This is a genomic window from Bradyrhizobium genomosp. I (2014), from assembly GCF_000261685.1.
Lineage (GTDB): Bacteria > Pseudomonadota > Alphaproteobacteria > Rhizobiales > Xanthobacteraceae > Bradyrhizobium.
In genome coordinates, this window is the sequence record NZ_AJQE01000091.1 from 1 (window position 1) to 24,954 (window position 24,954).

At 64.6% G+C, this 24,954-nt stretch carries 24 protein-coding genes and 2 pseudogenes; 17 read left to right on the plus strand and 9 right to left on the minus strand.

The annotated features are described in order from the left end of the window. The 3 genes and pseudogenes from IC50_RS08535 to IC50_RS08545 all read left to right on the plus strand — a co-directional run. Nucleotides 1-342, plus strand: a pseudogene (locus IC50_RS08535) (3-isopropylmalate dehydratase small subunit); the annotation flags it as partial. Nucleotides 343-482: 140 nt separating this feature from the next. Then, entirely contained in the window at nt 483-1,268 is a 786-nt protein-coding gene (locus IC50_RS08540) for a hypothetical protein (RefSeq protein ID WP_035702988.1), read from the plus strand. Between the two features lie 227 nt (nt 1,269-1,495). Continuing rightward, a complete protein-coding gene (locus IC50_RS08545) occupies nt 1,496-1,915 on the plus strand; it encodes a DUF6455 family protein (RefSeq protein ID WP_035703038.1) in 420 nt (139 codons plus the stop codon). 18 nt (nt 1,916-1,933) lie between these two features. Here the strand turns inward: IC50_RS08545 and IC50_RS08550 are convergent, their stop codons facing one another. Both IC50_RS08550 and IC50_RS08555 read right to left on the minus strand, forming a co-directional pair. Beyond that, nucleotides 1,934-3,415 carry a tetratricopeptide repeat protein gene (locus IC50_RS08550; protein WP_035702990.1) on the minus strand — a complete coding sequence of 494 codons (1,482 nt, stop codon included), beginning with the start codon at nt 3,413-3,415 and terminating at the stop codon, nt 1,934-1,936. Nucleotides 3,416-3,575: 160 nt separating this feature from the next. Then, entirely contained in the window at nt 3,576-4,457 is an 882-nt protein-coding gene (locus tag IC50_RS08555) for an HpcH/HpaI aldolase/citrate lyase family protein (RefSeq protein ID WP_035702992.1), read from the minus strand. A 99-nt stretch (nt 4,458-4,556) separates the two neighbouring features. Between IC50_RS08555 and IC50_RS08560 the strand changes: the two genes are divergently transcribed. Next, nucleotides 4,557-5,195 carry a carbonic anhydrase gene (locus IC50_RS08560; RefSeq protein ID WP_035702993.1) on the plus strand — a complete coding sequence of 213 codons (639 nt, stop codon included), beginning with the start codon at nt 4,557-4,559 and terminating at the stop codon, nt 5,193-5,195. A gap of 218 nt (nt 5,196-5,413) precedes the next feature. Here IC50_RS08560 and IC50_RS08565 read toward each other — a convergent pair whose 3' ends face one another. Further along, a complete protein-coding gene (locus IC50_RS08565) occupies nt 5,414-6,448 on the minus strand; it encodes an aspartate-semialdehyde dehydrogenase (protein WP_035702995.1) in 1,035 nt (344 codons plus the stop codon). Between the two features lie 116 nt (nt 6,449-6,564). On the opposite strand from IC50_RS08565, the gene IC50_RS08570 reads away from it, so the two are divergent. Continuing rightward, nucleotides 6,565-7,359 (plus strand): hypothetical protein, encoded by a 795-nt coding sequence (locus IC50_RS08570; protein ID WP_035702997.1) that lies wholly within the window; start codon nt 6,565-6,567, stop codon nt 7,357-7,359. Nucleotides 7,360-7,516: 157 nt separating this feature from the next. After that, nucleotides 7,517-7,912, plus strand: coding sequence for a hypothetical protein (locus IC50_RS08575; RefSeq protein WP_035702999.1), 396 nt, complete (start codon nt 7,517-7,519; stop codon nt 7,910-7,912). Nucleotides 7,913-8,083: 171 nt separating this feature from the next. Here IC50_RS08575 and leuB read toward each other — a convergent pair whose 3' ends face one another. Beyond that, nucleotides 8,084-9,196, minus strand: a complete 1,113-nt coding sequence (gene leuB, locus IC50_RS08580; RefSeq protein WP_035703000.1) for a 3-isopropylmalate dehydrogenase — start codon at nt 9,194-9,196, stop codon at nt 8,084-8,086. A 218-nt stretch (nt 9,197-9,414) separates the two neighbouring features. On the opposite strand from leuB, the gene IC50_RS08585 reads away from it, so the two are divergent. Beyond that, a complete protein-coding gene (locus tag IC50_RS08585; RefSeq protein ID WP_035703002.1) occupies nt 9,415-10,602 on the plus strand; it encodes a YbfB/YjiJ family MFS transporter in 1,188 nt (395 codons plus the stop codon). A 99-nt stretch (nt 10,603-10,701) separates the two neighbouring features. Here the strand turns inward: IC50_RS08585 and IC50_RS08590 are convergent, their stop codons facing one another. From IC50_RS08590 to IC50_RS08605, 4 genes are all read right to left on the minus strand, one after another. Further along, nucleotides 10,702-11,484 (minus strand): molybdopterin-binding protein, encoded by a 783-nt coding sequence (locus tag IC50_RS08590; RefSeq protein WP_035703004.1) that lies wholly within the window; start codon nt 11,482-11,484, stop codon nt 10,702-10,704. A 10-nt stretch (nt 11,485-11,494) separates the two neighbouring features. Then, on the minus strand, nt 11,495-12,124 hold the full coding sequence (locus tag IC50_RS08595) for a cytochrome b/b6 domain-containing protein (protein WP_035703006.1): 630 nt from the start codon (nt 12,122-12,124) through the stop codon (nt 11,495-11,497). 182 nt (nt 12,125-12,306) lie between these two features. Continuing rightward, entirely contained in the window at nt 12,307-12,861 is a 555-nt protein-coding gene (locus IC50_RS08600) for a fasciclin domain-containing protein (protein WP_035703008.1), read from the minus strand. A gap of 259 nt (nt 12,862-13,120) precedes the next feature. Continuing rightward, the gene (locus tag IC50_RS08605; RefSeq protein WP_035703009.1) at nt 13,121-13,882 is read right to left on the minus strand and encodes an SDR family oxidoreductase; all 762 of its coding nucleotides are present in this window, start codon (nt 13,880-13,882) and stop codon (nt 13,121-13,123) included. Between the two features lie 86 nt (nt 13,883-13,968). On the opposite strand from IC50_RS08605, the gene IC50_RS08610 reads away from it, so the two are divergent. Further along, nucleotides 13,969-15,498, plus strand: a complete 1,530-nt coding sequence (locus IC50_RS08610; RefSeq protein WP_035703011.1) for a malonate--CoA ligase — start codon at nt 13,969-13,971, stop codon at nt 15,496-15,498. A gap of 120 nt (nt 15,499-15,618) precedes the next feature. Here the strand turns inward: IC50_RS08610 and IC50_RS08615 are convergent, their stop codons facing one another. Then, nucleotides 15,619-16,479, minus strand: coding sequence for a sulfite exporter TauE/SafE family protein (locus tag IC50_RS08615; protein ID WP_035703014.1), 861 nt, complete (start codon nt 16,477-16,479; stop codon nt 15,619-15,621). A gap of 523 nt (nt 16,480-17,002) precedes the next feature. Between IC50_RS08615 and sdhC the strand changes: the two genes are divergently transcribed. From sdhC to IC50_RS43015, 9 genes and pseudogenes are all read left to right on the plus strand, one after another. After that, entirely contained in the window at nt 17,003-17,401 is a 399-nt protein-coding gene (sdhC, locus tag IC50_RS08620) for a succinate dehydrogenase, cytochrome b556 subunit (protein ID WP_035703016.1), read from the plus strand. Then, nucleotides 17,398-17,802, plus strand: a complete 405-nt coding sequence (sdhD, locus tag IC50_RS08625) for a succinate dehydrogenase, hydrophobic membrane anchor protein (protein ID WP_035703018.1) — start codon at nt 17,398-17,400, stop codon at nt 17,800-17,802. Before sdhC ends, sdhD begins: the two co-directional genes overlap by 4 nt. 3 nt (nt 17,803-17,805) lie before the next feature. Continuing rightward, on the plus strand, nt 17,806-19,641 hold the full coding sequence (gene sdhA / locus IC50_RS08630; protein ID WP_035703020.1) for a succinate dehydrogenase flavoprotein subunit: 1,836 nt from the start codon (nt 17,806-17,808) through the stop codon (nt 19,639-19,641). A gap of 106 nt (nt 19,642-19,747) precedes the next feature. Beyond that, on the plus strand, nt 19,748-20,530 hold the full coding sequence (locus tag IC50_RS08635) for a succinate dehydrogenase iron-sulfur subunit (protein ID WP_035703022.1): 783 nt from the start codon (nt 19,748-19,750) through the stop codon (nt 20,528-20,530). Between the two features lie 187 nt (nt 20,531-20,717). Continuing rightward, nucleotides 20,718-22,895, plus strand: coding sequence for a hybrid sensor histidine kinase/response regulator (locus IC50_RS08640; protein ID WP_050990936.1), 2,178 nt, complete (start codon nt 20,718-20,720; stop codon nt 22,893-22,895). 66 nt (nt 22,896-22,961) lie between these two features. Next, nucleotides 22,962-23,309, plus strand: a pseudogene (locus IC50_RS38975) (ABC transporter ATP-binding protein/permease); the annotation flags it as partial. 63 nt (nt 23,310-23,372) lie between these two features. Then, nucleotides 23,373-24,197, plus strand: coding sequence for an FkbM family methyltransferase (locus tag IC50_RS08650; protein WP_035703041.1), 825 nt, complete (start codon nt 23,373-23,375; stop codon nt 24,195-24,197). A 24-nt stretch (nt 24,198-24,221) separates the two neighbouring features. Further along, nucleotides 24,222-24,608, plus strand: a complete 387-nt coding sequence (locus tag IC50_RS08655) for a VOC family protein (protein ID WP_035703026.1) — start codon at nt 24,222-24,224, stop codon at nt 24,606-24,608. Between the two features lie 85 nt (nt 24,609-24,693). Next, a complete protein-coding gene (locus IC50_RS43015; protein WP_035703043.1) occupies nt 24,694-24,936 on the plus strand; it encodes a hypothetical protein in 243 nt (80 codons plus the stop codon). Nucleotides 24,937-24,954: the final 18 nt, after the last annotated feature.

The window sequence follows — 24,954 nt, forward strand, 5'->3', positions numbered from 1 at the left end:
GCGCTGCTCGACTTCGGCATCCGCTGCGTGATCTCGACCTCGTTCGGCGACATCTTCTACAACAACTGCTTCAAGAACGGCATTCTGCCGATCCGCGTGTCGCAGGAAGACCTCGACAAGCTGTTCGACGACGCCGAGCGCGGCGCCAACGCGACGTTGACGATCGACCTGCCGAACCAGGAGATCCGCGGCCCCGATGGCGGCAAGGTCGCGTTCGAGATCGATCCGTTCCGCAAGCACTGCCTGATCAACGGCCTCGACGATATCGGCCTCACGATGGAGAAGAAGTCCTCGATCGACAGCTACGAGGACAAGCTCAAGCGCGAACGCGCCTGGGCCTGATTTCATATTCCTTGAGCACGATCTTTCCGGAAAACCGCTGTACACTTTTCCTGATCATGCTCTAGTTTTCGTTCCAGCCCCGGCGCGCCATCCGCGCCGGGGCTTTTTCTTTGCTGCGGTTATCCCGTATAGCTTTTCCCATGCTCCCCGAGATCGTCACCTTCTGGCATGGCCCGATGGACGCGTTGCGCCGGACCTGCCTGCGCTCGCAGCTCGCGGCCGGCCACAAGGTCACGGTCTACAGCTTCGACACCATTCCCGGCCTGCCCGCGGGCGTCGACAACGCGGACGCCGAGGCGATCCTGCCGCACGCCTTCTCCGAACGCTTGCGGCCGCCGCAGCCGGACGGCAGCTGGCGCGACTGGACCACGCTGCAGTTCAGCGACTTCTTCCGCATGAGGCTGATGGCGAAGAATCTCGGCCTCTGGCTCGACGCCGACGTGCTGCTCTTGAAGCCCGTCGAGATTGATCCGGCAAGGCCGTACTTCGCCTGGGAGCGACCGCGCCAGCTCGGAAATTCCGTGATCTACCTGCCGGCGGAGCACGGCATCGTGCGCGCGTTCGAGGGGCTGATGGAGCAGGAGGAGCTGACGCCGGACTGGCTGTCCGTGCGCCATCGCATCACCTTCATGATGCGCCGCCTGCGCGGCGGCTCGAACCGCCTCTCGGACATCCGCGTCGCGATCTACGGGCCCGCTGCGCTGACCGCGCTGGCGCGCCGCACCGGTGAGCTGCAGAACGCATTGCCGAAGCAGTCGTTCTACGCGGTGCATGCCGAGCCAAAACTGTTCTTCGATCCCTCGAGCTATCTCGGCCTCGTCACCAGCCCCGAGATCATCGGCCTGCACATCTCGCCCAAGGGCCGCGGCGGCGAAGAGCCGATTCCGGGCAGCCTGTATGCCTGGGCGTCGGAGCGGTTTGCGTAGCTCTCCGCTCGTGTCCCGGACGCGGTGCGGCGCGGAGTGCCGCCCCGCAGAGCCGGGACCCATCTCGCTGCAATCTGGGTCCCGGCTCTGCGCAGCAGCGTTTCACGCTGCAGCGCGTCCGGGACACGAGACGGGCTTTACAGTACTTCCAGTTTGATCCAGCGCAACGCGCTCCTGCACCATTGTGCTTAGTTCGCTCCAATTCCGCCGTCCGAATGGAGCTTTCCATGAGCACCGCAAGCAAGCCTTATCCCATCGTTCAGGACCTCATCGAGTCCTTTGCGAGCTGGCTGAAACATCGCCGCGAGATGAACGAGATGCGGCAGCTCGATCGCGCCGATTTCGACCGGATCGCCAGCGATCTGAGAATCGCGCCTGACGATCTGGAGGAACTGGTCCGTCACGGCCGGCACGCCGCCGACGAGCTGCCAAAGATGCTGGAGCAGCTCGGCATCAACGCCGAAGGTCTCGGCCGCGCGCAGCCGCTGCTGCTCCGCGACATGGAGCGAGTCTGCTCGCTCTGCGGTCACAAGGGACAGTGCGACCGTGATCTCGCCGACGGCACCGCCGCGGAGAACTACCACGGCTATTGCGCGAATGCGTCGACGCTGGAATCGCTCAATCGAGCCGACCTCGCGCCGCGTTGAATTGCAGCCCGCAGGAAGTCACTTGCGGGCCACGAAATAGAAGTCCTGCCGTCCGGAGATCGAGCCGTAGCTGAACGGCTTTTGCCTGCGCCCGGTCGCTTCCATGACATCGTCGCGAACGAAGTCGAAGAGCCTGCGGACCTCGAGGCCCGGCGTCGGAAGGTTCTTGACGAAGGCGGCGGCGAACGGACTGTTGATCCCGTCGCCATCAAGCGCGGTCTCGCCGTCCTTGGCGGCGTAGACCACCAGCGTGCCCGCCTCCGGCTCGACAGGCGCCAGACCTCGCGACACCGAGCGCGACGCGACGGTCAGGGTGCGCTTCATCTGGCTTGCGAACGGGTTGTCGCGGCAGGCATCGAGGATAACGAGGCGCAGCTTCCTGGCGCGCTCCGCTGCATTGAGAACCTGATCAACCGGAACGGCTTCAAATCCGATCTCGCGATCCGCCGCGATCTTCGCGTCGGTCGGAATGAGATAGTTGACTCCGCCGACCTCCATGCCGTGTCCGGCATAATACACGACGGCCCAATCCGCCGTCTCCGCACGTGCAGCGAACTCGCGCAAGGCATTCACCAACGCGTCCTTGCGGAGATCGGTCAGCAGAGTAACCGCTTCGAACCCGGTGAGTCTCAGCACGTCGGCGACGAGGCTTGCGTCGCGGACCGGGTTCGGCAGCGCGGCGACATTCTCGTAAGCGGAATTGCCGATGACCAGAGCGATGCGACGTTCGCTGCTCGACACCTCGGGCGCCAGTACAGCCGGGGCGGCGCCGGCTTTCTCGACCAGGACCGCTGCCGGCCGCGGCGAAGGCAGGACAGCAAGCCGCTCGCGCGCCTTGTCCTGTGCCCATCTCGTGGCACCATGGGTCAATCCGAGCGTGGCACTAAAGTCGGCCCTTGCTTTGGTGAAATCGCGGCGCTTCTCGTAAGCCAGCCCGCGATTGACATAAGCGTTCGCATAGGTGGGATCTACGCGTATCGCATCAGTGTAGTCCGCGATGGCACGCTCCGTGTCGCCCTTGTTGCCATAGGCGTTTCCGCGATTGAAATATGCGTTCGCATTTGCGGGCTGCAGGCGGATCGCTTCGGCATAGTCGGCAATGGCGCGATCGGTGTCGCCCTTGTTGCTGTAGGCGTTGCCTCGGTTGTAGTACGCGTTCGCGTACCCGGGATCGAGCCGGATCGTCGCCGTGTAATCCGCTATCGCACGGTCCGCGTCGCCTTTGTTGCTATAGGCATTGCCTCGGTTGTAGTAGGCGTTCGCATGCGCCGGATCGAGCCGTATGGCCGCGGTGTAGTCGGCCATGGCGCGGTCATTGTCGCCGCTGATGCTGTAGGCGTTGCCACGGTTGTAGTACGCATTCGCGTCCCTGGGATCTTGCCGTATGGCCTCGGTGGCGGCGGCGATGGCCGGGCTCGCGCCGCGTTTGACGCGGTCAGTAGCGGCTGCGGGACCAGCGAGGGCAAGAATGACACAGCAATACAATAATTTGCGAAGCATGCGAACGCCCACTCGTGATGTCGGGACGGAAAGCAATATTCAAACGACGCAAATCTATCGGAGCAACGAGCCCAACTGTGTGATCTAAATTACGTTTGCGACTTATCGACGCTGAAGGGAAATCCGCGCCAGGCGGATATCCCGGCGGGAGGAGCCTTCCTCAGCCCTTCCCCATCGCGGCGATCGCGTCTGCGATCTCGATCGTGCGCCGGGCCATGTCGGCGTGCAGGCGTTCCACCATGGCGCCATCGAGCCGGATCGCGCCGCGCGAGGCGTTCTCGGGCAGCTCGAACGCGGCGATGATCTTTCGGGCGCGCGCGACTTCCTCTTCAGGCGGCGTGAAGATCGCATTGCAGGCATCGATCTGCGAGGGGTGAATCAACGTCTTGCCGTCGAAGCCGAGATCGCGGCCTTGCGCGCATTCGGTGGCGAAGCCGTCGGAATTGGCGATGTCGCTATAGGGGCCGTCGAGGATTTCGAGGCCGTGGGCGCGCGTCGCCAGGATGCAATGCGTGATCATCGGGATCATCGCGGCACGGCCCGGCAGCATCCGGATGCGCGTCTCGCGCGAGATGTCGTTCGGGCCGAACACGAAGCCGGAGAGACGGCTCGATGGATCGCGCCCGGCGGCGGCGAGTTCCTCGGCATGGAGCACGGCGCGCGCGGTCTCGATCATGGCCCAAACCTTGACCGTCGGAGCAGCGCCGAGTTCCCCGAGACGGCGGCCGATGGCGTCGAGATCTTCGATGCTTGAAACTTTTGGAACCAGGATGCCGTCCGGCGATGCCTTGGCGGCCATCGCGACGTCATCCGCCCACCAGGGGCTATCGAGGCCGTTGGTCCGGATCAAAATCTCGCGCTTGCCAAAACCCTTGGCCGCGATCGCGGCGGCGATGCCGTCGCGCGCCGCTGCCTTGGCGTCGGGAGCAACCGAGTCTTCGAGATCGAGGATGAGGCCGTCGGCGGCGAGATTGCGCGCCTTCTCCAGCGCGCGGGGGTTGGAGCCGGGCATGAACAGATGGCTGCGGCGCGGGCGGGTCATGCAAGCGTTCCTTCCTGTATTCTGGTCTCAGCCGATAGCACTTGGCCTGCCCGTTCGAAAGGCTTGTTCACCCCGGCGGTATATGATTAGGCATAGGCCATGATGACATTCCCGAAGCATTTGCTGCAAGGCTACCAGGCCTTCGCCACCCAGCGGCTGCCGACCGAGCAGAACCGCTACCGCGAGCTGTCGGTGAAGGGGCAGTCGCCGGAAGTGATGGTGATCGGCTGCTGTGACAGCCGCGTTTCGCCCGAGGTGATCTTCGACGTCGGCCCGGGCGAGCTTTTCGTGGTCCGCAACATCGCCAACCTGGTACCGACCTATCAGCCCGACGAGAACGCACATGGCGTCTCGGCCGCGCTGGAATATGCGGTGACGGTGCTGAAGGTGAAGCACATCGTGGTGCTTGGCCACGCGCAATGCGGCGGCATCCGCGCCTTTGTCGACAAGATCGAGCCGCTCACGCCCGGCGACTTCATCGGCAAATGGATGCAGATGTTCATCAAGCCGGGCGAAGTGGTCGAGCAGCGCGCGCACGAGACCATGGCGCAGTTCGTCGAGCGCATCGAGAAGGCCGCCGTGTTCCGCAGCCTGGAGAACCTGATGACGTTCCCGTTCGTGCGCAAGGCCGTGGAGAGCGGCCAGATGCAGACCCACGGCGCCTATTTCGGCGTCGCGGAGGGATCGCTGTTCGTGCTGGACAAGGCGAGCAAGGAATTCAAGAACGCGCGCGAATAGCGAATGGCGAGTAGCGAACAGGAAACGCCATTCGCCATTCGCTACTCCCTATTCGCCACCTCTCACGCCGCCTGCTTCTTCGCGCTGATCAGTTCGTAAGGTGGGGTTAGCCGAAGGCGTAACCCACCACTTCTGTCACAGCGGAAACGAAAGAGGTGGGTTACGCCGTGCGGACTGCGCTTCGCGCAGCCGCAGGGCTAACCCACCTACATTCTTCTTTATGCCGCCTTCTTCTTCGCGGTGATCAGCTTGCGGTTGATCAGCACTTCGGCGATCTGGATCGCGTTGAGCGCGGCGCCCTTGCGTAAGTTGTCCGACACGCACCACAGCACCAGGCCGTTCTCCACCGTCGCATCCTCGCGGATGCGGCTGATGTAAGTCGCGTCCTCGCCGGCGGCCTCATACGGCGTGGCGTAGCCGCCGGGCTCCTGCTTGTCGATGACGAGGCAACCCGGTGCCTTGCGCAGGATCTCGCGCGCTTCGTCGGCGCTGATCGGGTTCTCGAACTCGATGTTGACGGCTTCGGAGTGGCCGACGAAGACGGGCACGCGCACGCAGGTGGCCGTAAGCTTGATCTTGGGATCAAGAATCTTCTTGGTCTCCGCCATCATCTTCCACTCTTCCTTGGTGAAGCCGTCCTCCATGAAGACGTCGATGTGGGGGATGACGTTGAAGGCGATGCGCTTGGGGAATTTCTTCGCGACGAGCTCGTCATTGGTGTAGACGGCCTTGGTCTGCGAGAACAGCTCGTCCATCGCGTCCTTGCCGGCGCCCGACACCGATTGATAGGTCGAGACGACGACGCGCTTGATCGTCGCCTTGTCGTGCAGCGGCTTGAGCGCGACCACGAGCTGTGCGGTCGAGCAGTTCGGGTTGGCGATGATGTTCTTCTTCTTGAAGCCTTCGGTCGCGCCTGCGTTCACCTCGGGCACGATCAGCGGCACGTCCGGATCCATGCGCCAGGCCGACGAATTGTCGATCACCACAGCGCCGGCGGCGCCGATCTTCGGCGACCATTCCTTCGACACCGAACCGCCCGCCGACATCAGGCAGATATCGACGTCGGAAAAGTCGTAATGCTCGAGCGCTTTGACCTTCAGGGTGCGATCGCCATAGGAGACCTCGACGCCGACGCTGCGGCGTGACGCCAGGGCCACGACCTCGTCCGCGGGGAATTTGCGCTCATCCAGGATGTTGAGCATTTCCCGACCGACATTGCCGGTCGCGCCGACGACTGCGACTTTGTAACCCATCGTTCACTCTCCGATGAAAAAGCCCGTTCCTGAAGCTGACGCTTAAACAGGAAGAGCAGCGCTTCTATGCGAGAACCGGCCTCAAGACAACGTTGGACCATGCCTGAAGGCCGTGGATGCAGTCGCCCGAGGCCAGCATGGCCGCCAGCCCTACCCGGACCGCTATCCATCTGGCGCTGCTAGGCTTTGCCGACGAGGTCGTCGGCACCCTGGCGCACCTGTTCGCCTATGTGGGGGCGCTCGCTCTGCTTGCCATCCTCGCCCTCGCGGCACTCGGCCAGCTGCCGGACTTGCGCGACGATGAGCCGGCCCGGAAACCGGGCTGGAGCGTGGCCGATCGTTCGCACCCGGCCTTCGCCGTCAGCCGGACCGATTCTTCCGATAAAACAGTATCTTACACTATCCTGAGGCACCCCGAAGGCGGCCGCAGGGACGTGCTGCGCTGGACCGGCGAAGCGGGCAAGCCTCTGGCTGAGCTCGAAATCTACCGCCAAGGCGCCGAATTCGACGTGACACGTCCGGCGACCGCGGATCTGGCCGCCCGGATGGGTCTGGGTGCCGCCACCTCGCTCGAGCAGGCGGGCCTGATCGGCACCAAATTCGGCCCCGTCGTCCTGTTCCGGCCTACAGGCACAATGGAGGCTGTGCGGCGGTGCCTCGGCTACCTCAAGCGCAGTGAGGAGCCCATGCTCCAGATCTCCGGCTACTCCTGCCAGGGCGACAGCCTGCCCGCCCGGCGCGCGGCGATCGCCTGCACGCTGAACCGGCTGACGCTGCTGGCCTCGGGCAACGAGCCGAAGCTGGCGGAATTGTTCGCCCGTGCCGAGCTGAAGCGCCGCGGCTGTGACCCCGCGGATTCGGGGGACTGGCTGCTCGGGGCCGCGAATGCGCAATTGCGCGGAGCGCTTTGATCGGCATCAAGCTCAAGTGGCTGGTTTGCATGCAACTTTTGCCGGCGCGCACGATTATTCTCGCCTGGTGTGACCCAATAGACCTAGCTGCGGTCACCCCGAGCGGGCTAGTATGGCGGCGAAATCGACTGGCGGCTTGCCGCCTGAAGGGGACGTGATGAGCTCGAAATTTTCTGCGGCGAACAAACTGGCGGCTTGGCTTGCGGCGGGCGCCGTGATTGCCATGTCCTCTGCCATTGGTTTGGCGACGCCGGCCTCCGCCGATACCAAGACCAAGCGCTATGACGAGCGCGGCCGCCACTATTACGGCCCGAGCGGCCCCAACGCGGTCTACCAGCAGGGCCGCACCCGCATCTATGTCAGCAAGCGCTCCTGGCTGGACGGCGGCACCGAGGTCAATCCGGGCGACCGCAAGTTCACCGACTACGCCTTTCCGCCGGCCGTCGGCTATCCGTCCTTCGCCCGCGAGAACCTGAACCGCCCGATCGATCGCCAGCCGCTCTCTCCGCCAGGCGATGTCGGCGGCTATCCGCAGAACTTCCCGCTGTACTGAGCGGACGAGGCGACCCGAATCAAAATGGCCGGGCTCACGCCCGGCCATTTTTTTGTGTTGTCATTCCGTGGCGGCTCAAGAGCCGAACTCCCGTGCGCTCTTGCGCACCTGAGAATCTCGAGATTCCGGGTTCGATGCTGCGCATCGCCCCGGAATGACGACGTTCGCCGCTTACGCGTGCAGCTTCTGCAATTCCTTCAGGATCGCTTCGCCCATCTGCGTTGTGGAAGCCGCGGTGGTGCCTTCCGACTTGATGTCGGCGGTGCGCAGGCCGCTGGCCAGCACCGCGGCGATCGCGGCATCGACCTTGTCGGCGAGCGCGCCCATGTCGAAGGAATAGCGCAGCGCCATGCCGAAGGACGAGATCATCGCGATGGGATTGGCGAGGCCCTTGCCGGCGATGTCGGGCGCCGAGCCGTGCACGGGCTCGTACAGCGCCTTGCGCTTCTTGGTCTTGACGTCGACCTCGCCGAGCGAAGCCGAGGGCAGCATGCCGAGCGAGCCCGTCAGCATCGCCGCGATGTCGGACAGCATGTCGCCGAACAGATTGTCGGTGACGATGACGTCGAACTGCTTGGGCCATTTCACCAGCATCATGCCGCCGGAATCGGCGAGCTGATGCTCGAGCGTGACGTCGGGGTATTCGCGCTTGTGGACCTGGGTCATGACCTCGTTCCAGAGCACGCCCGATTTCATCACATTGCGCTTCTCCATCGACGTCACCTTGTTCTTGCGCTTCCTGGCAAGCTCGAAAGCGACGCGGCCGATGCGCTCGATCTCATAGGTGTCGTAGACCTGGGTGTCGATGGCACGCTTCTGGCCGTTGCCGAGATCGGTGATGGTCTTGGGCTCGCCGAAATAGACGCCGCCGGTGAGCTCGCGCACGATCATGATATCGAGCCCCTCGACCGCCTCGCGCTTCAGGCTGGAGGCGTCGGCCAGCGCCGGGTAGCACATTGCGGGACGGAGGTTCGCGAACAGGGCCAGATCCTTGCGCAGGCGGAGCAGGCCGGCTTCCGGGCGCACCTCGTAAGGCACCGCATCCCACTTCGGGCCGCCGACCGCACCAAAAATCACGGCGTCGGCGTCCTTGGCCTTGGCCATGTCGCCCTCGGAGATCGACACCTTGTGTGCGTCATAGGCGGAGCCGCCGACAAGGCCGGTATCGGTCTCGAACTTGGCGATCCCGGCCGCATTGAGCCAGTCGATCAGGCGCTTCACCTCGCCCATCACTTCGGGGCCGATACCGTCACCGGGAAGCAGCAGCAGTTTGTGGGTCGCCATGGCCGTGTCCTCAGATTTTTCTCGTCATTGCCGGGCTTGCCCCGGAAATCCAGCTTTTTTGAAGGATGGATGCCCGGGTCAAGCCCGGGCATGACGAGCGGGATGAATTTCGGCCGGAGTGCTAGAGCGGCGTTGCGCGCTTGGCAAGACACCATTGCCGGGGTGCGGCTGTGCAAGACCGACGGGGCCTGCCACACTGGCAAGGCCGGAGTATCCCCTTGCACGCCCCTGACCGCCCGCCCTACGCACATCCCGCGCGGCTGATCCTGACGCTGTCGCTGGCCGCGACGGTCGGGCTCGGCATCGGCCGCTTTGCCTATGCGCTGGTGCTGCCCGACATGCGGGAGGACCTCGGCTGGTCCTACTCGGCGGCCGGTTTCATGAACACCATCAACGCCGTCGGCTATCTCGTCGGCGCGCTGGTGGCGTCCCGCCTGATCCGGCGCGTCGGCTGGGCAGCCGCCATTCGCGGTGGAACCCTCGCCTGCGTCGCCGCGCTCGCCACCTGCGCGCTAACAGGCAATTTCGTCGCGCTGAGCCTGGCGCGGCTCGTGCTGGGCCTGGGGGCGGCGGCCGGCTTCGTCGCCGGCGGCGCGCTGGCTGCGGCGATCGCGCAGTCGCAGCCCGCGCGGGCCAATTTCCTGCTCAGCCTGTTCTATGCCGGACCCGGCATCGGCATTCTCGCCTCCGGGCTGATCGCCCCGTTCACGTTGCAATATTTCGGGCCGGGCTCGTGGTGGCTGGTGTGGTGGGCGCTGACGCTGCTGTCGGTCGCGATGACGATCCCGCTGTTCCTGATCCGCATCGAGAGCAGCGTCCGCTTCTCGGAAGGCGGTCACGCGTCGTTCGCGATTTTGCCCGTGCTGATTTATCTGGCCGGCTACTTCCTGTTCGGCGCCGGCTACATCGCCTACATGACCTTCATGATCGCCTATGTACGCGACGGCGGCGGCGGCGCCGCGGCGCAGGCGGCATTCTGGAGCCTGATAGGGCTGAGCGCCTTTGTGACACCCTGGGCCTGGCGCGGCGTGCTGGCGCTCGATCGCGGCGGCCTTGCCACCGCCATCATCCTCGGCACCAACGCGCTCGGCGCGGCCCTGCCGATGCTCGGGCATTCGCCGGCCTGGCTCGCGGTGTCCGCCGTCGTGTTCGGTGTCGCCTTCTTCGCCGTGGTCGGCTCGACCACCGCCTTCGTGCGCTTCAACTATCCGCCGCAGGCGTGGCCGACCGCGATCGCGGCGATGACGATCTCGTTCGGCGTCGGCCAGACGCTGGGGCCGATCGTGGTCGGCGCGATCACCGATGCGCTGGGGAGCCTGTCGTATGCCCTCAATGTGTCGGCGGCTCTGCTGGCCTTGGGCGCGGTCGCGGCGTTGTGCCAAAGGAAGGTCGGGCTTAAGTCTTAGCCGTCGTTCCGTGGCGCGCGTAGCGCGAACCCGGAATCCAGAGACCGCGGCGCGAGATTCCGGGTTCTCGCTTCGCGAGCCCCGGAATGACTGCCCCAATCAGCTTCCACTGAACGAATTGTAACCCTGGTCTTCCCAATAGCCGCCCTTGTAGTCGTTGGTGACTTCCATCGAGACCACGTATTTCGGATTCTTGAAGCCGAGCTTCGTGGGCACGCGGATCTTCATGGGAAAGCCGTAGGCGCGCGGCAGAATTTCGCTCGCGTATTTGAACGTCATCTGCGTCTGCGGATGCAGCGCGCTACGCATGTCGAGCGGCGAGTTGTAGCCGTCCTTGTCGGCGCACTGGAACCAGACATATTTGGCGCGGGTGTCGGCGCCGATCAGCTTGAGGAAGTCGCGCAAGGGCGTGCCGGTCCAGCTTCCGATCGCGCTCCAGCCCTCGACGCAGATGTGACGCGTGATCTGGTTGACCTGCGGCAGCTTGTAGAGCTCGTCCAGCGTCCAGGATTTCTTGTTGTCGACGAGACCGCGCACTTCGAGCTTCCAGTCCTTACCGTCGATGTCGGGAGCGTCGTCGAGATCGTAATAGGCGTTGAACGGGAACGGTTTTGTGATCGCGCTCTCGGGGAAGGTCGGCGCCAGCGCGTCGGGATTGAAGATGAAGGCCTGCACCGCGTCGTTGAACTTCGAGACCTGCGCCAGCAGGGTTTCGGCCGAGGACGAGTCCACGACGTCGCAGCCGGTCAGCAGCGTCAGCGCACCCAGGCTGGCGCCGCCGGCGATGAAGCGGCGGCGGGTAAAATCCGGCATCGCCTTGAGGGAGTCCTTGATCAGCAGGCGCTTGTCGACGCCGGGGATCAGGAATGAGCGCTTCGCCATATTCTCCTCCTCAGCGGCCGATGATCATCGCGCGCAGGCTCTTCGGCACCAGCAGCGCGAGCAGAACGTGAATGACGAGGAAGGCACAGATCGCGGCCATGCAGAAGAAGTGGACGTAGCGCGCGGTCGGATAGTCGCCGAACAGCATCACGAGATAATAGAGCTGCACCGGCTTCCACATGCCGAGGCCGGAGAGCACGATCAGTACGCCGACCACGATGATGCCGGCATAGAGCAGGCGCTGCACGTAATTGTAGACGGTGAGGTCGTCATGGCCGAGCTTGAAGGTCAGCGCCGCCCTGACGTCGTGAAGCACGCCGGACGGCGTGATCGGCAGCAGCTTCTTGCGGAAGCGGCCGGTGGCGAAACCGGTGACGAGATAGGCGAGGCCATTGATCATCAAGAGCCACATCGCCGCAAAGTGCCAGAGCAGGCCGCCGCCGAGCCAGCCACCGAGCGCATACTCGCGCGGGAAGCGAAAGCCGAACAGCGGCGAGGCATTGTAGATCTGCCAGCCCGACAGGATCATCAGGATCATGGCGAGGGCGTTGATCCAGTGCATGACCCGCACCCAGACCGGCTGGATCACTTTGGCCGGGGTGACCCCGACCTGCTCGTCGGTGACTGTGAGGCTCGCCATGGTGGTTCCGTCCTGAAAATCGTCTGACAGTAATTATACGCCGATGCGTCCGTTTTCGTTACGCCATCGCACGGCATCGAATCGATGCCGGCAGGCTATCCTGGTCACAAAAAAGCGAGCCGGGTATCCCCGGCTCGCCGTCTGAAAGCATCCTGTCGGGGATGAAACAGGATCGCGCGGTGTCACGTCGCCGGCATCAGCACGGTGTCGACCACATGGATCACGCCGTTCGACTGGTTGACGTTGGAGATCGTCACCATCGAGGTGCCGCCCTTGGCATCGACGATCCAGGTCTTGCCGTCCTGCTTCTTCACCATGAGTTCCTCGCCTTCCGCGGTCTTCAGCTTCTTGCCGTCGGTGAGGTCGGAGGCTGCGAGCTTGCCGGGCACGACATGGTAGGTGAGGATCTTGGTCAGCGTCGCCTTGTTCTCGGGCTTGACCAGATTGTCGACCGTGCCGGCCGGCAGCTTGCCGAAGGCGGCGTTGGTCGGCGCGAACACCGTGAACGGGCCCTTGCTTTCCAGCGTCGGCACAAGGCCGGCCGCCTTCACCGCCGCCACCAGCGTGGTGTGGTCCTTCGAGTTGACCGCGTTCTGGACGATGTTCTTCGACGGGAACATCGCGGCGCCGCCGACCATGACGGTCTTTTCCTCCGCGCTGGCAGGCGCGACGACGGTCGCGGTGATGGCGAGGGCGCTGAAGGCGGCGGCAGCAAGATAGGCAATGCGCTTCGACATGGAAAGTCTCCCGATTGAATCGTGACCCGGCCTGGGCCGGTGTTGGGTTGGGGCAACAACGGCGGCTGCGACCTCTTGGCGTGAAGCAGCAGCGCCATCGTTGGACCGAACTACGGGAGGGTTTGCGATGCGGTTTCGGGGAAAAATTCTTTGTGATGCGTGAAACTATGCGAGGGGATGTTCGTGTGATGACGGACGTCACCCTCCGCCGTCGTCCCGGCGCCGGGACGACGGTGGAGTTTGTGGCGCCCGCGGCGCCTCAATCCCTGTTGTTCGGCGTCTGGATGAAGCCGCGATTGTGCGTCGGGCTGATCAAGAGCTCATTGATGCAGACACGCGGCGGCATCGAGGCGATGAAGGCGATGGTGCGGCCGAGATCCTCGGACTGCAGCATCTTCGCCTGCTCCTCTTCGCTCGGCACCACCGGGCGCAGCTTCAGGATCGGCGTCGCAACCTCGCCCGGCATCAGGCAGCAGGCGCGCAAGCCATTGACGCATTCGTCCATGTTGAAGGAATGCGTCAGCGCCAGCACCGCATGCTTGGTGGTGGTGTAGGCCGGGCCCGGCATCTTCGAGACGTGGCGGCCGGCCCAGGACGAGACGTTGATGATCGAGCCGTCCTGCTGCCTGCGCATCGTCGGCAGCACCGCGCGCATGCAGTAGAGCACGCCGTTGAGATTGACCTGGACCAGCTTGTCCCAGCCCTCCAGTTCCATGTCCTTCCAGCTGCGCTTGGGGACATTGATGCCGGCATTGTTGACGAGGAGGTCGATGCGGCCGTGCCTGGTGACGATCTGATCGGCCGCCTTTTGGGCCTCGGCCGCGTTGGAGACATCGAGCGCAATAGCCTCGGCCGCTCCGCCCGCCGCGGTGATCCTGGCGACCACGGTATCCAGGGCGTCCTTGCGGCGGCCCGAGACCACCACCGTCCAGCCGTCGGCAGCTAACGCCTCGGCGCCGGCCTCCCCGATTCCGCTACCACCGCCCGTGACCCAGGCCACGCGTTTCTCGTTTTTTGACATGCAAACTGTCTCCGTTGCTTCATCGGGGCGGTTTTTGCTAATCCAGCCCTCGGTTTTGACCGGCCTTCGCCGGCGAGGAATGTTGCATGAACCAAGCTGCCAACGCCAACCTGTTTTCCCGCCTGTTCGACGACCTAGACGATCCGAAGCGCCTCGCGATCGAGACACATGACGGCACCCGCATCAGCTATGGCGATCTGATCGCACGCGCGGGCCAGATGGCGAACGTGTTGGTGGCACGCGGCGTGAAGCCCGGCGACCGCGTCGCGGTGCAGGTGGAAAAGTCGGTCGCCAATATCGTGCTGTATCTCGGCACGGTGCGGGCCGGCGCGGTCTATCTGCCGCTTAACACCGCCTATACGCTGAACGAGCTCGACTACTTCATTCGCGATGCCGAACCCTCGCTCGTGGTCTGCGATCCCTCCAAGGCCGAAGGCCTCGCTCCGATCGCCGCCAAGGTGAAGGCCAAGGTCGAAACGCTCGGGCCCGATGGCAGGGGCTCCCTGACGGAGGCCGCCGACAAGGCGAGCAGCGAATTCGTGACCGTGCCGCGGGCAAGCGACGATCTCGCCGCGATCCTCTACACGTCGGGCACCACCGGTCGCTCCAAGGGCGCGATGCTCACGCACGACAATCTGGCATCGAACTCGCTGAGCCTCGTCGACTACTGGCGCTTCACCGACAGGGATGTGCTGATCCACGCGCTGCCGATCTACCACACGCACGGCCTGTTCGTGGCGACCAACGTGACGCTGTTTGCGCGAGCGTCGATGATCTTCCTGCCGAAGCTCGATCCGGAACTCATCATCAAGCTGATGGCGCGCGCGACGGTGCTGATGGGCGTGCCGACTTTCTACACCCGGCTGCTGCAAAATCCCGCGCTGTCGCACGAGACCGCAAAACACATGCGGCTGTTCATCTCGGGCTCGGCGCCGCTGCTCGCCGACACCCACCGGGAATGGTCGGCGCGCACCGGACATGCGGTGCTCGAGCGCTACGGCATGACCGAAACCAACATGAACACATCGAACCCCTATGACGGCGAGCGTGTGCCCGGCGCGGTCGGCTTTCCGCTGCCCGGCGTCTCCGTGCGCGTGACCGAGCCCGAGAGCGGCACGGAACTGCCGCGCGACGAGATCGGCATGATTGAGGTGAAAGGCCCGAACGTCTTCAAGGGCTATTGGCGCATGCCGGAGAAGACCAAGTCCGAATTCCGGCCCGACGGCTTCTTCATCACCGGCGACCTCGGCAAGATCGACGCCAAGGGTTACGTGCACATCCTCGGCCGCGGCAAGGATCTCGTCATCTCCGGCGGCTTCAACGTCTACCCCAAGGAGATCGAGAGCGAGATCGACGCCATGCCGGGCGTTGTGGAGTCCGCCGTGATCGGCGTACCGCACGCCGATTTCGGCGAGGGCGTCACCGCGGTTCTGGTCTGCAACAAGGGCGCCGACGTCAGCGAAGCTTCGGTGCTCAAGGCGCTCGACGGCCGGCTCGCCAAGTTCAAGATGCCCAAGCGCGTCTTCGTCGTCGACGAGCTGCCGCGCAACACCATGGGCAAGGTGCAGAAGAACATCTTGCGCGACACGTACAAGGATATTTACGCGAAGAAGTGAGACGCGCACGCCCTCGCTTTCGTCATTGCGAGGAGCCCTTGCGACGAAGCAATCCAGACTGCCTCCGCGGAAAGATTCTGGATTGCTTCGCTGCGCTCGCAATGACGGAGCGTGTGACGGCTACTGCCCGCCCGCCAGGCTCATCACGAACCGGCTGCCGACGACAAGCAGATAGCACCCGAACGCGACCTCCAGCGTGCGCTTGGACATCGCATGCGCGGCCTTCACACCCAGCGGCGCGGTGACGAGGCTCATCGGCATCACCAGAACGGCGCCGATCAGCGAGACATAGCCGAGCGCAAAGGGAATTTGCAGCGCCGCAACGGCCGGATAGGTCGACGCCGCCGGCCAGCCCGCATAGATATATCCGAGCGCGCCGGGGATCGAGATCAGCACCGCGAGCGCCGACGAGGTCGCAACGGCCTGATGGATCGGACGGCCATAGAAGGTCATCAAGAGGTTCGAGAACAGGCCGCCGCCAATGCCCATCAGCGTCGACAGGATGCCGACGCAGAAACCATAGACGCGCATCAATGGCCCCTTCGGCAGATCATGGCCGAGCTTCCAGGTCTCGCGCGCGAAGATAAGCCGGGCCGCGGCTGACCAGGCGACGGCGACGAAGACGATCTTGAACAGTCGCTCCGGCGCATAGCGCGCGATGACGCTACCGGCGACGACGCCGATCACGATCGGCAGCCACCAGACGCGCAGGACGCCCAAGTCCACGGCGCCGCGCTTGTAGTGCGCCTGGAACGAGCGGATCGAGGTCGGGATGATCACCGCGAGGGAGGTGCCGACGCAAAGTGGCATGCGCACCTCGAGCGGCACGCCGGCGATGCGGAAGCATTCATAGAACACGGGCACGAGGATCGCGCCGCCACCGATGCCGAACACACCGGCCAGGAATCCGGAGAGCGCTCCGGTTGCAATCAGCAGCAGCGCGAGCTCGACGATTTCCTTGCTATCAAGACCTGCAATCACCCCTGACCTGCCCCGGCGAATGGTCGCAACGCCTCCGAGACATCGGTTCGGAACTGGTTGCACACAAAGCTGTAGGCGATCTGCCTGGTCTGGTCGACACGCCGCGACGACCCGGCTGAGGTGGAATGCAGGTTGCGCATATCGGTTGCCGGCGCGCATTGTGCCGTTCGGCGACTCCCTGCGATGTCCGGCCAGGGAACGAGCGGCAAGCTGCGCCGTTGGGCTGGCCAGCTCGAACCGCCGGTGAACCGTGGGTGGTTAGAGGCGTTCCAATAGTGATTTCAATGCGCCTCCGCGAGGCGCCCAAGCAATGAATTTATGTTCTCGGCTTCGTTGGCGGACCGACAGGCTGGTATACCAAGATCCTGATTGGCCTTGTTTCATCAAGGCCATAGAGCTGAACCCAAGTTCGATTTATGGCGAATTGGTGATTGCGCAGGTCAGATCGACTCCGTAAATAGAGCCGACCTTTCGCGATCCCCGCGCGCCCCATGCTGGGCCGCAACAAACATCAAAGCCGCCCATGACCGCACGGATCGAACGACCGCTTTCACCTCACATGCAAGTCTACCGCTGGACGTTGACGATGGCCCTTTCCATCGTCCACCGCGCCACCGGCATCGCCCTCTACGTCGGAACCCTGCTGCTGGCCTGGTGGCTGATCGCAGCGGCCTCCGGCCCGGCCGCCTACGCCCACGTCCAGGCCTTCACCGGCAGCATCATCGGCCGCCTGATCGTGTTCGGCTACACTTGGGCGCTGATGCACCATATGCTGAGCGGCATCCGGCATTTCGTCTGGGACCTCGGCTACGGCTTCAAGGCCAACGAGCGCGAAGCCCTGACCTGGGGCGCGCTGATCGGCGGCATCGCGTTGACGGTGCTGGTCTGGATCATCGCCTATGCGATCGGAGGCGGACGATGAGCGCGACCGATACGCCCAAGCGCAGCATGCGCACCCCGCTCGGCCGCGTCCGCAATCTCGGCGCGGCGCATTCCGGCACCTCCGATTTCTGGCGCCAGCGCATTACCGCCGTCGCCATGACGCTGCTGATGATTCCGGTGATCGTGATCGTCATGATGCTGCTCGGCCGCAACCAGGCCGGCGCCGCGCAGATCCTCGGCTCGCTGCCCATCGCGGTGATTCTCCTGCTCTTCATCTTCGCCAGCGCCTGGCACATGAAGATCGGGATGCAGGTGGTGATCGAGGACTACGTCCATAACGAGAAGCTGAAGCTCACCGCGATCATGCTCAACAACTTCTTCTCGATCGCCGTGGCGCTCGCCTCGACCTACGCGATCCTGAAACTTTCCTCCGGAGTGTAACCCATGGCCGCCACAACGAATGGCACGGGCAACGGCGCTCCCGCCACCAACGGCAAAGCCTATCCGATCGAAGACCACACCTATGACGTCGTCGTGGTCGGCGCCGGCGGCGCCGGCCTGCGCGCGGTGGTCGGCTGCAGCGAGGCCGGACTGCGTACCGCCTGCATCACAAAAGTGTTTCCGACCCGCTCGCACACGGTCGCAGCGCAGGGCGGCATCTCCGCCTCGCTCGGCAACATGCACAAGGACGACTGGCGCTGGCACATGTACGACACCGTGAAGGGGTCGGACTGGCTCGGAGACCAGGACGCGATCGAATACATGGTGCGCAATGCACCCGAGGCGGTCTACGAGCTCGAGCATTGGGGCGTGCCGTTCTCGCGCACCGAGGACGGCAAGATCTACCAGCGCCCGTTCGGCGGCATGACGCTGGACTACGGCAAAGGCCAGGCGCAGCGCACCTGCGCCGCCGCCGATCGCACCGGCCACGCCATGCTGCACACGATGTACGGCCAGTCGCTGCGCCATGCGGCAGAGTTCTTCATCGAATTCTTCGCCATCGACCTGATCATGGACGACCAGGGCACCTGCCGCGGCGTCATCGCGCTGAAGCTCGACGACGGCACGCTGCACCGCTTCCGCGCCCAGACCGTGATCCTCGCCACCGGCGGCTATGGCCGCGCCTATGCCTCCTGCACCTCGGCGCACACCTGCACCGGCGACGGCGGCGGCATGGTGCTGCGCGCCGGCCTGCCGCTGCAGGACATGGAATTCGTGCAGTTCCACCCGACGGGCATCTACGGCTCGGGCTGTCTCGTCACCGAAGGCGCGCGCGGCGAGGGCGGCTATCTCGTCAACTCCGAGGGCGAGCGCTTTATGGAGCGCTATGCGCCGTCGGCGAAGGACCTCGCCTCGCGCGACGTGGTCTCGCGCGCGATGACGATCGAAATCCGCGAGGGACGCGGCGTCGGCAAGAAGAAGGATCACATCTTCCTGCACCTCGACCATCTCGATCCCGCCGTGCTGGCCGAGCGCCTGCCGGGCATCTCGGAATCCGCAAAGATCTTCGCCAATGTCGACGTGACGCGCGAGCCGATCCCGATCGTGCCGACGGTGCACTACAACATGGGCGGCATCCCCACGAATTATCACGGCGAGGTGCTGACCAAGAAGGACGGCGACGACAACGCGGTGATCCCCGGCCTGATGGCGATCGGCGAAGCCGCCTGCGTGTCCGTGCACGGCGCCAACCGCCTCGGCTCCAACTCGCTGATCGACCTCGTCGTGTTCGGCCGCGCCGCCGCGCTCCGCCTCGCCGAGAAGCTCACGCCCAATGGCAAGCAGCCGGAGCTGCCGGCGAACTCGGCCGAGATGGCGCTCGGCCGCCTCGACCATTACCGCTATGCCTCCGGCGGCACCCCGACCGCGAAACTGCGCGAAGGCATGCAGAATGTGATGCAGACCAATTGCGCGGTGTTCCGCACCGGCGAAGTCCTCAGCGAAGGCCAGAACCTGATCGCGAAGGTCCACAGCGGCATCACCGACATCGCCGTGTCGGACCGCTCGCTGGTGTGGAATTCGGACCTCGTCGAGACGCTGGAGTTCGACAACCTGATCTCGCAGGCGGTGGTGACGATGAACTCGGCCGCCAACCGCACCGAGAGCCGCGGCGCCCACGCGCGCGAGGACTTCTCCGAGCGCGACGACAAGAACTGGATGAAGCACACGCTGGCCTGGCTGGACGATGCCGGCAAGGTCAAGATCGAGTACCGTCCGGTTCACGACTACACCATGACCAACGACGTGCAGTACATCCCGCCGAAGGCGCGCGTGTATTGATCAAGACTCGTCATGCGCGGGCTCGACCCGCGCATCCATCTTACGAAAAGGGATGGATTGCCGGGTCAAGCCCCGGCAATGACGCGGAAAACCAGAGGCAGGACTAATGGTTGAATTCGCACTTCCGAAGAACTCGAAGATCACTGGCGGCAAGACCTGGCCGAAGCCCGCGGGCGCGACCGAGCTCCGCGAGTTCAAGGTCTATCGCTGGAATCCGGACGACGGCAAGAATCCGAGCGTCGACACCTATTACGTCGACACCAACGATTGCGGTCCGATGGTGCTGGACGGCCTGATCTGGATCAAGAATCACATCGACCCGTCGCTGACCTTCCGCCGCTCCTGCCGCGAGGGCGTCTGCGGCTCCTGCGCGATGAACATCGACGGCCAGAACACGCTGGCCTGCACCCGCTCGATGCACGACGTGAAGGACGGCGCGGTGAAGGTCAATCCGCTGCCGCACCAGCCGGTGGTGAAGGACCTCGTCCCCGACCTCACCAATTTCTACGCGCAGTATGCGTCGGTCGAGCCTTGGCTGAAGACGACCTCGCCGACGCCGCAGAAGGAATGGCGCCAGAGCCACGAGGATCGCGAGAAGCTCGACGGCCTCTACGAATGCATCCTGTGCGCCTGCTGCTCGACCTCGTGCCCGAGCTATTGGTGGAACAGCGAGCGCTATCTCGGCCCTGCCGCGCTACTCCAGGCCAACCGCTGGGTCTCCGATTCCCGCGACGAAGCCACCGGCGAGCGGCTCGACAGTCTCGAGGACCCGTTCCGCCTCTACCGCTGCCACACCATCATGAACTGCGCCAAGGCCTGCCCGAAGGGGCTGAACCCGGCCGAAGCCATCGCCGAGCTCAAGCTCAAGATGGTCGAGCGCCAGATCTGAGACGAGGGCCGCACCCTCCACCCCGGCCAAACCGGCCGGGGCCTTCTGCAATTGCCATCAATTCGAGCAGAATTTTCTTCGTCCCGCTCAGCGCGTAAATTTTCGATTCGCAACCGGCGGTTCCAGCATAAGCTGCTTCCTTCCTTGCGCGAGATTCAGTTAAGCTCCGGTCAGGGACGGAGCGACCGTGCAGAGGGCGCAACGCAACTCGCTGAGGCTGTTGCAGTGGATGATGGCGGCATCCCTGGCGCTGCCGATTGCGCTCTTCGTCGTTGCCGCCACGATCTCCCATACATCGACCAGGGATATCGCCGACCGGGAGATCGAGCGCACGGTCGATGTGGCGCATGAGCACGCGCTCAAGGTGTTCGAGACCATCGACCGCAGCCTCGCCGAGCTCAACGAGGTCGTGCGCGGCCTGCCCGACGACGTCATCCGCGCCAGAGAGCCGGCGCTGCATCGCCGCCTGAAGCGCCTGACCGATTCGCTGCCGCAGCTCAAATCGGCCTGGATCTTCGATGCCGACGGAAAAGCGCTGGTCAACAGCCTCGTTTCGCCACCACCGGACCTCGGCTTTGCCGACCGCGATTACTTCTATGCCCACATCGACCAGAACATCGGCACTTTCATTGGCACCGCCCTGACGCCACGACCACCTTATCGTGGCGCCCGCTTCTTCGGCATCAGCCGCCGCCGCGACTCCGACGACGGCCGCTTCATCGGCGTGATCCAGGCCTCGGTCCTGCCGGAATATTTCGAGAGTTTTTACGCCAGAATCGGATCAGACCCCGGCAGCTTCTTCGCGATGGGGCGCACCGACGGGACGATGCTCACGCATTTTCCCCGGCTCGACCACGACCTTCGGCTCGATCCGGCCGGACCGGTGGGGCAGAAAATCGCGGCTCACCCCGAGCACGGGCTCATCACGGTCGCCTGGCCCTCGGACGGCATCGAGCGGCGCATCGCCTACCGGCGTGTCGCCGAATATCCGATCTATGTCAGCGCCGGGCTCGAGACGTCGGCGATCCGCGCGCGCTGGCTCGCCACCATGGGCCAGCATCTGGTGTTCGGCGTTCCCGCCACCGCGCTTCTGTTTCTGCTGCTGGCGCTCGCGTTGCGGCGCACCCGGCACCTTCAGGCCGAAGCCGCAAGGCGGCGCGAGGCCGAGGAGGCGCTAAGGCACAGCCAGCGCCTGGAGGCGCTCGGGCAGCTCACCGGCGGAGTCGCGCACGACTTCAACAACCTCCTGACGGTGATCCGCGCCTCGGTCGACCTGTTGAACCGGCCGCAGCTGACGGAGGAGCGGCGACAGCGCTACATCACGGCCATTGCGGCTTCGGTGGCGCGCGCGGCCAAGCTGACCTCGCAGCTGCTCGCCTTTGCGCGGCGCCAGCCCCTGAAGCCGGAGGTGTTCGACGTCGGTGCGCGGGTGCAATCGCTGCACGATATGCTCGCCACGCTGCTGGGTCCCGCGATCGAGATCGTCATGCAGCTGCCGGCGTCGCCGTGCCTCGTCAATGCCGATGCCAGCCAGTTCGAGACGGCGCTGATCAACATGGCGACCAATGCGCGCGATGCCATGCAAGGCAAAGGCAGGATCATTTTCAAGGTCGAGGCCACCACGACCGTTCCGGACACGCTGGCGCAGCCTTCGGCCGGCCAGCCGCTGGCAAACCATGGCTTCGTGCGCGTGACCGTCAGCGACACCGGCGTCGGCATTCCTGCCGCGCGACTCGGGCGCATCTTCGAGCCGTTCTTCACCACCAAGCAGGTCGGCCACGGCACCGGTCTCGGCCTGTCCCAGGTGTTTGGCTTCGCCCGGCAGTCCGGCGGCGAAGTGACCGTCACGAGCGAGGTGGGGCACGGCAGCAGCTTCTCGCTTTATCTGCCGCGCATCCCGCCGGACCTGCTGCCGCAGCGCCGGGCGCCCAACACCGCGCCGGCGGTGACCGGCAGCGGCATGTCGGTGCTGGTGGTCGAGGACAACATCGAGCTTGCCAACTTCGCTGCCGATGGCCTCACCGAACTCGGCTACACCATCACTCTGATCGACAATGCGACCGACGCACTCGCCGAGCTCGTCGTGGACGCGGATCGCTTCGATGTCGTGTTCTCGGACGTGGTCATGCCCGGAATGACCGGGCTCGATCTGGCACGGGCAATCCGCGATCGCGGCATCGCCGTGCCAGTCGTGCTGACCACGGGCTACAGCCAGGCCCTGTCACAGGAGGGCGGTGCCGGCTGCGACCTGGTGCAAAAGCCTTATTCGATCGAGGAATTGTCGCGCGTTCTGCACCGGGCTGCGACGCGCGCGCGGCGGCGCCGTGGAATGATCCGGCGGTCAGAACCGAGGGGAACCACCTGATTTCCCTTGCGTGTCCGGTCATGCAAAAACCGGCCGCCGCGCGCGAGCAGGGCAGGAGGCCGCCCATTGAATGCCTGGACTCGCGCGATCTTCGACGCCATCGAGAAGCGCGATGCGACGAGTGTCTTCCATCTCACGGCGGTGTTCTTCCCGCTTGCGATCGGCAGCATCGTGCTCGCAGTGGCGCGGGTGTTCGCGCGCATGGGGGCATCCAGCGACGCTGGCGGGCCGGGCTCTCGAGCAGCGTGTTGACGCGGTGGCTCAAGAACGGGCGCTGCTGCCAGCTCAACCTCGTTCGGGGGCGATCACGAAAATCCTGAATACCGGATCGCGGAGGATCTGCGGGTTGCGACCGATTCCCCGGTCGATTTCCTCGCCGGCGCGACGTCCGCGCTGCTGTCGGCCGCGACCTTCAGGGCGTTGGAGTCCCAATCAAAACCGGCTATGCATGCGCCGCCTGCAACGAGGACCTGCTGCTTGACGTCCGACAACGCTCCTTCGTCCGCGCCGTTCGGTGCGTTTGCGCCCAACGCGGCCCAGGCCGCGATCATTCGCCTCGCAGCACGGTCGGGGCTGAAGCGGGGCGCATTCCGGCCGTGGCTGTCGCGGCTGGTCGACCTGTTGCGTGGCGGTCCGGTCGACGTGCAGTATCAGGGCGCCTCGTTCCGCTTCTATCATCAGGGCAGCGCGACCGAGCGCGGCGCACTGTTCAACCCCGACTACAATCTCGACGAGCTCGATTTCCTGCGCCAGCACACCCCTGCGGGCGGCACGTTCGTCGATGTCGGCGCCAATGTCGGCACCTTTGCACTGGTAATGGCACGGCAGGTCGGGCTCACGGGCAAGGTGGTTGCCATCGAGCCGCATCCGCTGACCTTCGAACGGCTCTCCTTCAATCACGCCGCGTCGAGGACGGCGCAGGTGCGCCTGGTGCAGGCGGCCGCGGGCGACAGCGACGGCGAGCTGATGATCGAGAGCGGCGGCGGCAATCTCGGCGCCACGCACGTCGTCACCGGCACGGCCAGCACCGACGCGATCAAAGTCCCATCGCTGCGGCTGACACGCATTCTCGACGAGGCCGGCGTCCGCCAAGTCGATTCGCTCAAGATCGACGTCGAAGGTTTTGAGGACCGCGTGCTGATCGGCTTCTTCCGCGATGCACCGCGCCTGCTGTGGCCGCGCGCCGTCGTGATCGAGCATCTGTCACAAGGGGAATGGCGGCAGGATTGTATCGCCGACATGGTCGCGCGCGGTTTCGCGATTGCGCGCAAGACACGGAGCAATACGTTCCTGTCACGCTGACGGGGACGGACAAGGGAGGTTGCGATGATCGACCATCTGGGTTTCTCGGTTGCCGACTATGAACGCACGAAAGCGTTCTACACGACGGCGCTGGCGCCGCTCGGCTACAGGCTGATCATGGAAGTCACGGCGGAGCAGACCGGCCACGCCGCCGCCGCAGGTTTCGGCGCCGACGGCAAGCCGGATTTCTGGTTCGGCGCAGAAGGCCTCATGAACAAGCCGGTGCATATCGCGATCGCGGCCAAGGACCGCGCCACGGTCGATGCCTTCTACGAGGCGGCTATCGCAGCTGGTGGCCGCGACAACGGCCCGCCCGGCATCCGCCCGCATTATCATGCGAACTACTACGGCGCGTTCGTGCTCGATCCGGATGGTCACAACATCGAGGCCGTCTGTCACGCACCGGAATAAGCCGCGTTCCACACCACGCGTAACGGGGAACATCGGCGCGGCATCATCGTTGACGTCCTCTGGACAATTGATCACGAAGGTGCCGATGCCAATCGAGCCGCCCGAGATTCCGCCGGCAACACCGGGGACTCCGACCGAGCCGCCTCCTGGAATTCCGCCGGGCAATCCGCAACCCGACATCACGCCGCCGATGCACGAGCCCGGCGAAACACCGCGGCCGGATGAATTGCCCGGCCATATGCCCGAAGAGATTCCACGACGCGGACCGAACGGCCCGCTCACGCCCAATCCTGCGACGGATGCATGTTCGCCGCGGGATCACACATGAGGCGAAGCATCACATGCA

Excerpts from the sequence above, each read along its gene's own strand:
- IC50_RS08540 (WP_035702988.1), top strand. The coding sequence starts at position 483 with ATGCTCCCCGAGATCGTCACCTTCTGGCATGGCCCGATGGACGCGTTG.
- IC50_RS08545 (WP_035703038.1), top strand. The coding sequence starts at position 1,496 with ATGAGCACCGCAAGCAAGCCTTATCCCATCGTTCAGGACCTCATCGAG.
- IC50_RS08550 (WP_035702990.1), bottom strand. The coding sequence starts at position 3,415 with ATGCTTCGCAAATTATTGTATTGCTGTGTCATTCTTGCCCTCGCTGGT.
- IC50_RS08555 (WP_035702992.1), bottom strand. The coding sequence starts at position 4,457 with ATGACCCGCCCGCGCCGCAGCCATCTGTTCATGCCCGGCTCCAACCCC.
- IC50_RS08560 (WP_035702993.1), top strand. The coding sequence starts at position 4,557 with ATGATGACATTCCCGAAGCATTTGCTGCAAGGCTACCAGGCCTTCGCC.
- IC50_RS08565 (WP_035702995.1), bottom strand. The coding sequence starts at position 6,448 with ATGGGTTACAAAGTCGCAGTCGTCGGCGCGACCGGCAATGTCGGTCGG.
- IC50_RS08570 (WP_035702997.1), top strand. The coding sequence starts at position 6,565 with ATGCAGTCGCCCGAGGCCAGCATGGCCGCCAGCCCTACCCGGACCGCT.
- IC50_RS08575 (WP_035702999.1), top strand. The coding sequence starts at position 7,517 with ATGAGCTCGAAATTTTCTGCGGCGAACAAACTGGCGGCTTGGCTTGCG.
- leuB (WP_035703000.1), bottom strand. The coding sequence starts at position 9,196 with ATGGCGACCCACAAACTGCTGCTGCTTCCCGGTGACGGTATCGGCCCC.
- IC50_RS08590 (WP_035703004.1), bottom strand. The coding sequence starts at position 11,484 with ATGGCGAAGCGCTCATTCCTGATCCCCGGCGTCGACAAGCGCCTGCTG.
- IC50_RS08595 (WP_035703006.1), bottom strand. The coding sequence starts at position 12,124 with ATGGCGAGCCTCACAGTCACCGACGAGCAGGTCGGGGTCACCCCGGCC.
- IC50_RS08600 (WP_035703008.1), bottom strand. The coding sequence starts at position 12,861 with ATGTCGAAGCGCATTGCCTATCTTGCTGCCGCCGCCTTCAGCGCCCTC.
- IC50_RS08605 (WP_035703009.1), bottom strand. The coding sequence starts at position 13,882 with ATGTCAAAAAACGAGAAACGCGTGGCCTGGGTCACGGGCGGTGGTAGC.
- IC50_RS08610 (WP_035703011.1), top strand. The coding sequence starts at position 13,969 with ATGAACCAAGCTGCCAACGCCAACCTGTTTTCCCGCCTGTTCGACGAC.
- sdhC (WP_035703016.1), top strand. The coding sequence starts at position 17,003 with ATGACCGCACGGATCGAACGACCGCTTTCACCTCACATGCAAGTCTAC.
- sdhD (WP_035703018.1), top strand. The coding sequence starts at position 17,398 with ATGAGCGCGACCGATACGCCCAAGCGCAGCATGCGCACCCCGCTCGGC.
- sdhA (WP_035703020.1), top strand. The coding sequence starts at position 17,806 with ATGGCCGCCACAACGAATGGCACGGGCAACGGCGCTCCCGCCACCAAC.
- IC50_RS08635 (WP_035703022.1), top strand. The coding sequence starts at position 19,748 with ATGGTTGAATTCGCACTTCCGAAGAACTCGAAGATCACTGGCGGCAAG.
- IC50_RS08655 (WP_035703026.1), top strand. The coding sequence starts at position 24,222 with ATGATCGACCATCTGGGTTTCTCGGTTGCCGACTATGAACGCACGAAA.
- IC50_RS43015 (WP_035703043.1), top strand. The coding sequence starts at position 24,694 with ATGCCAATCGAGCCGCCCGAGATTCCGCCGGCAACACCGGGGACTCCG.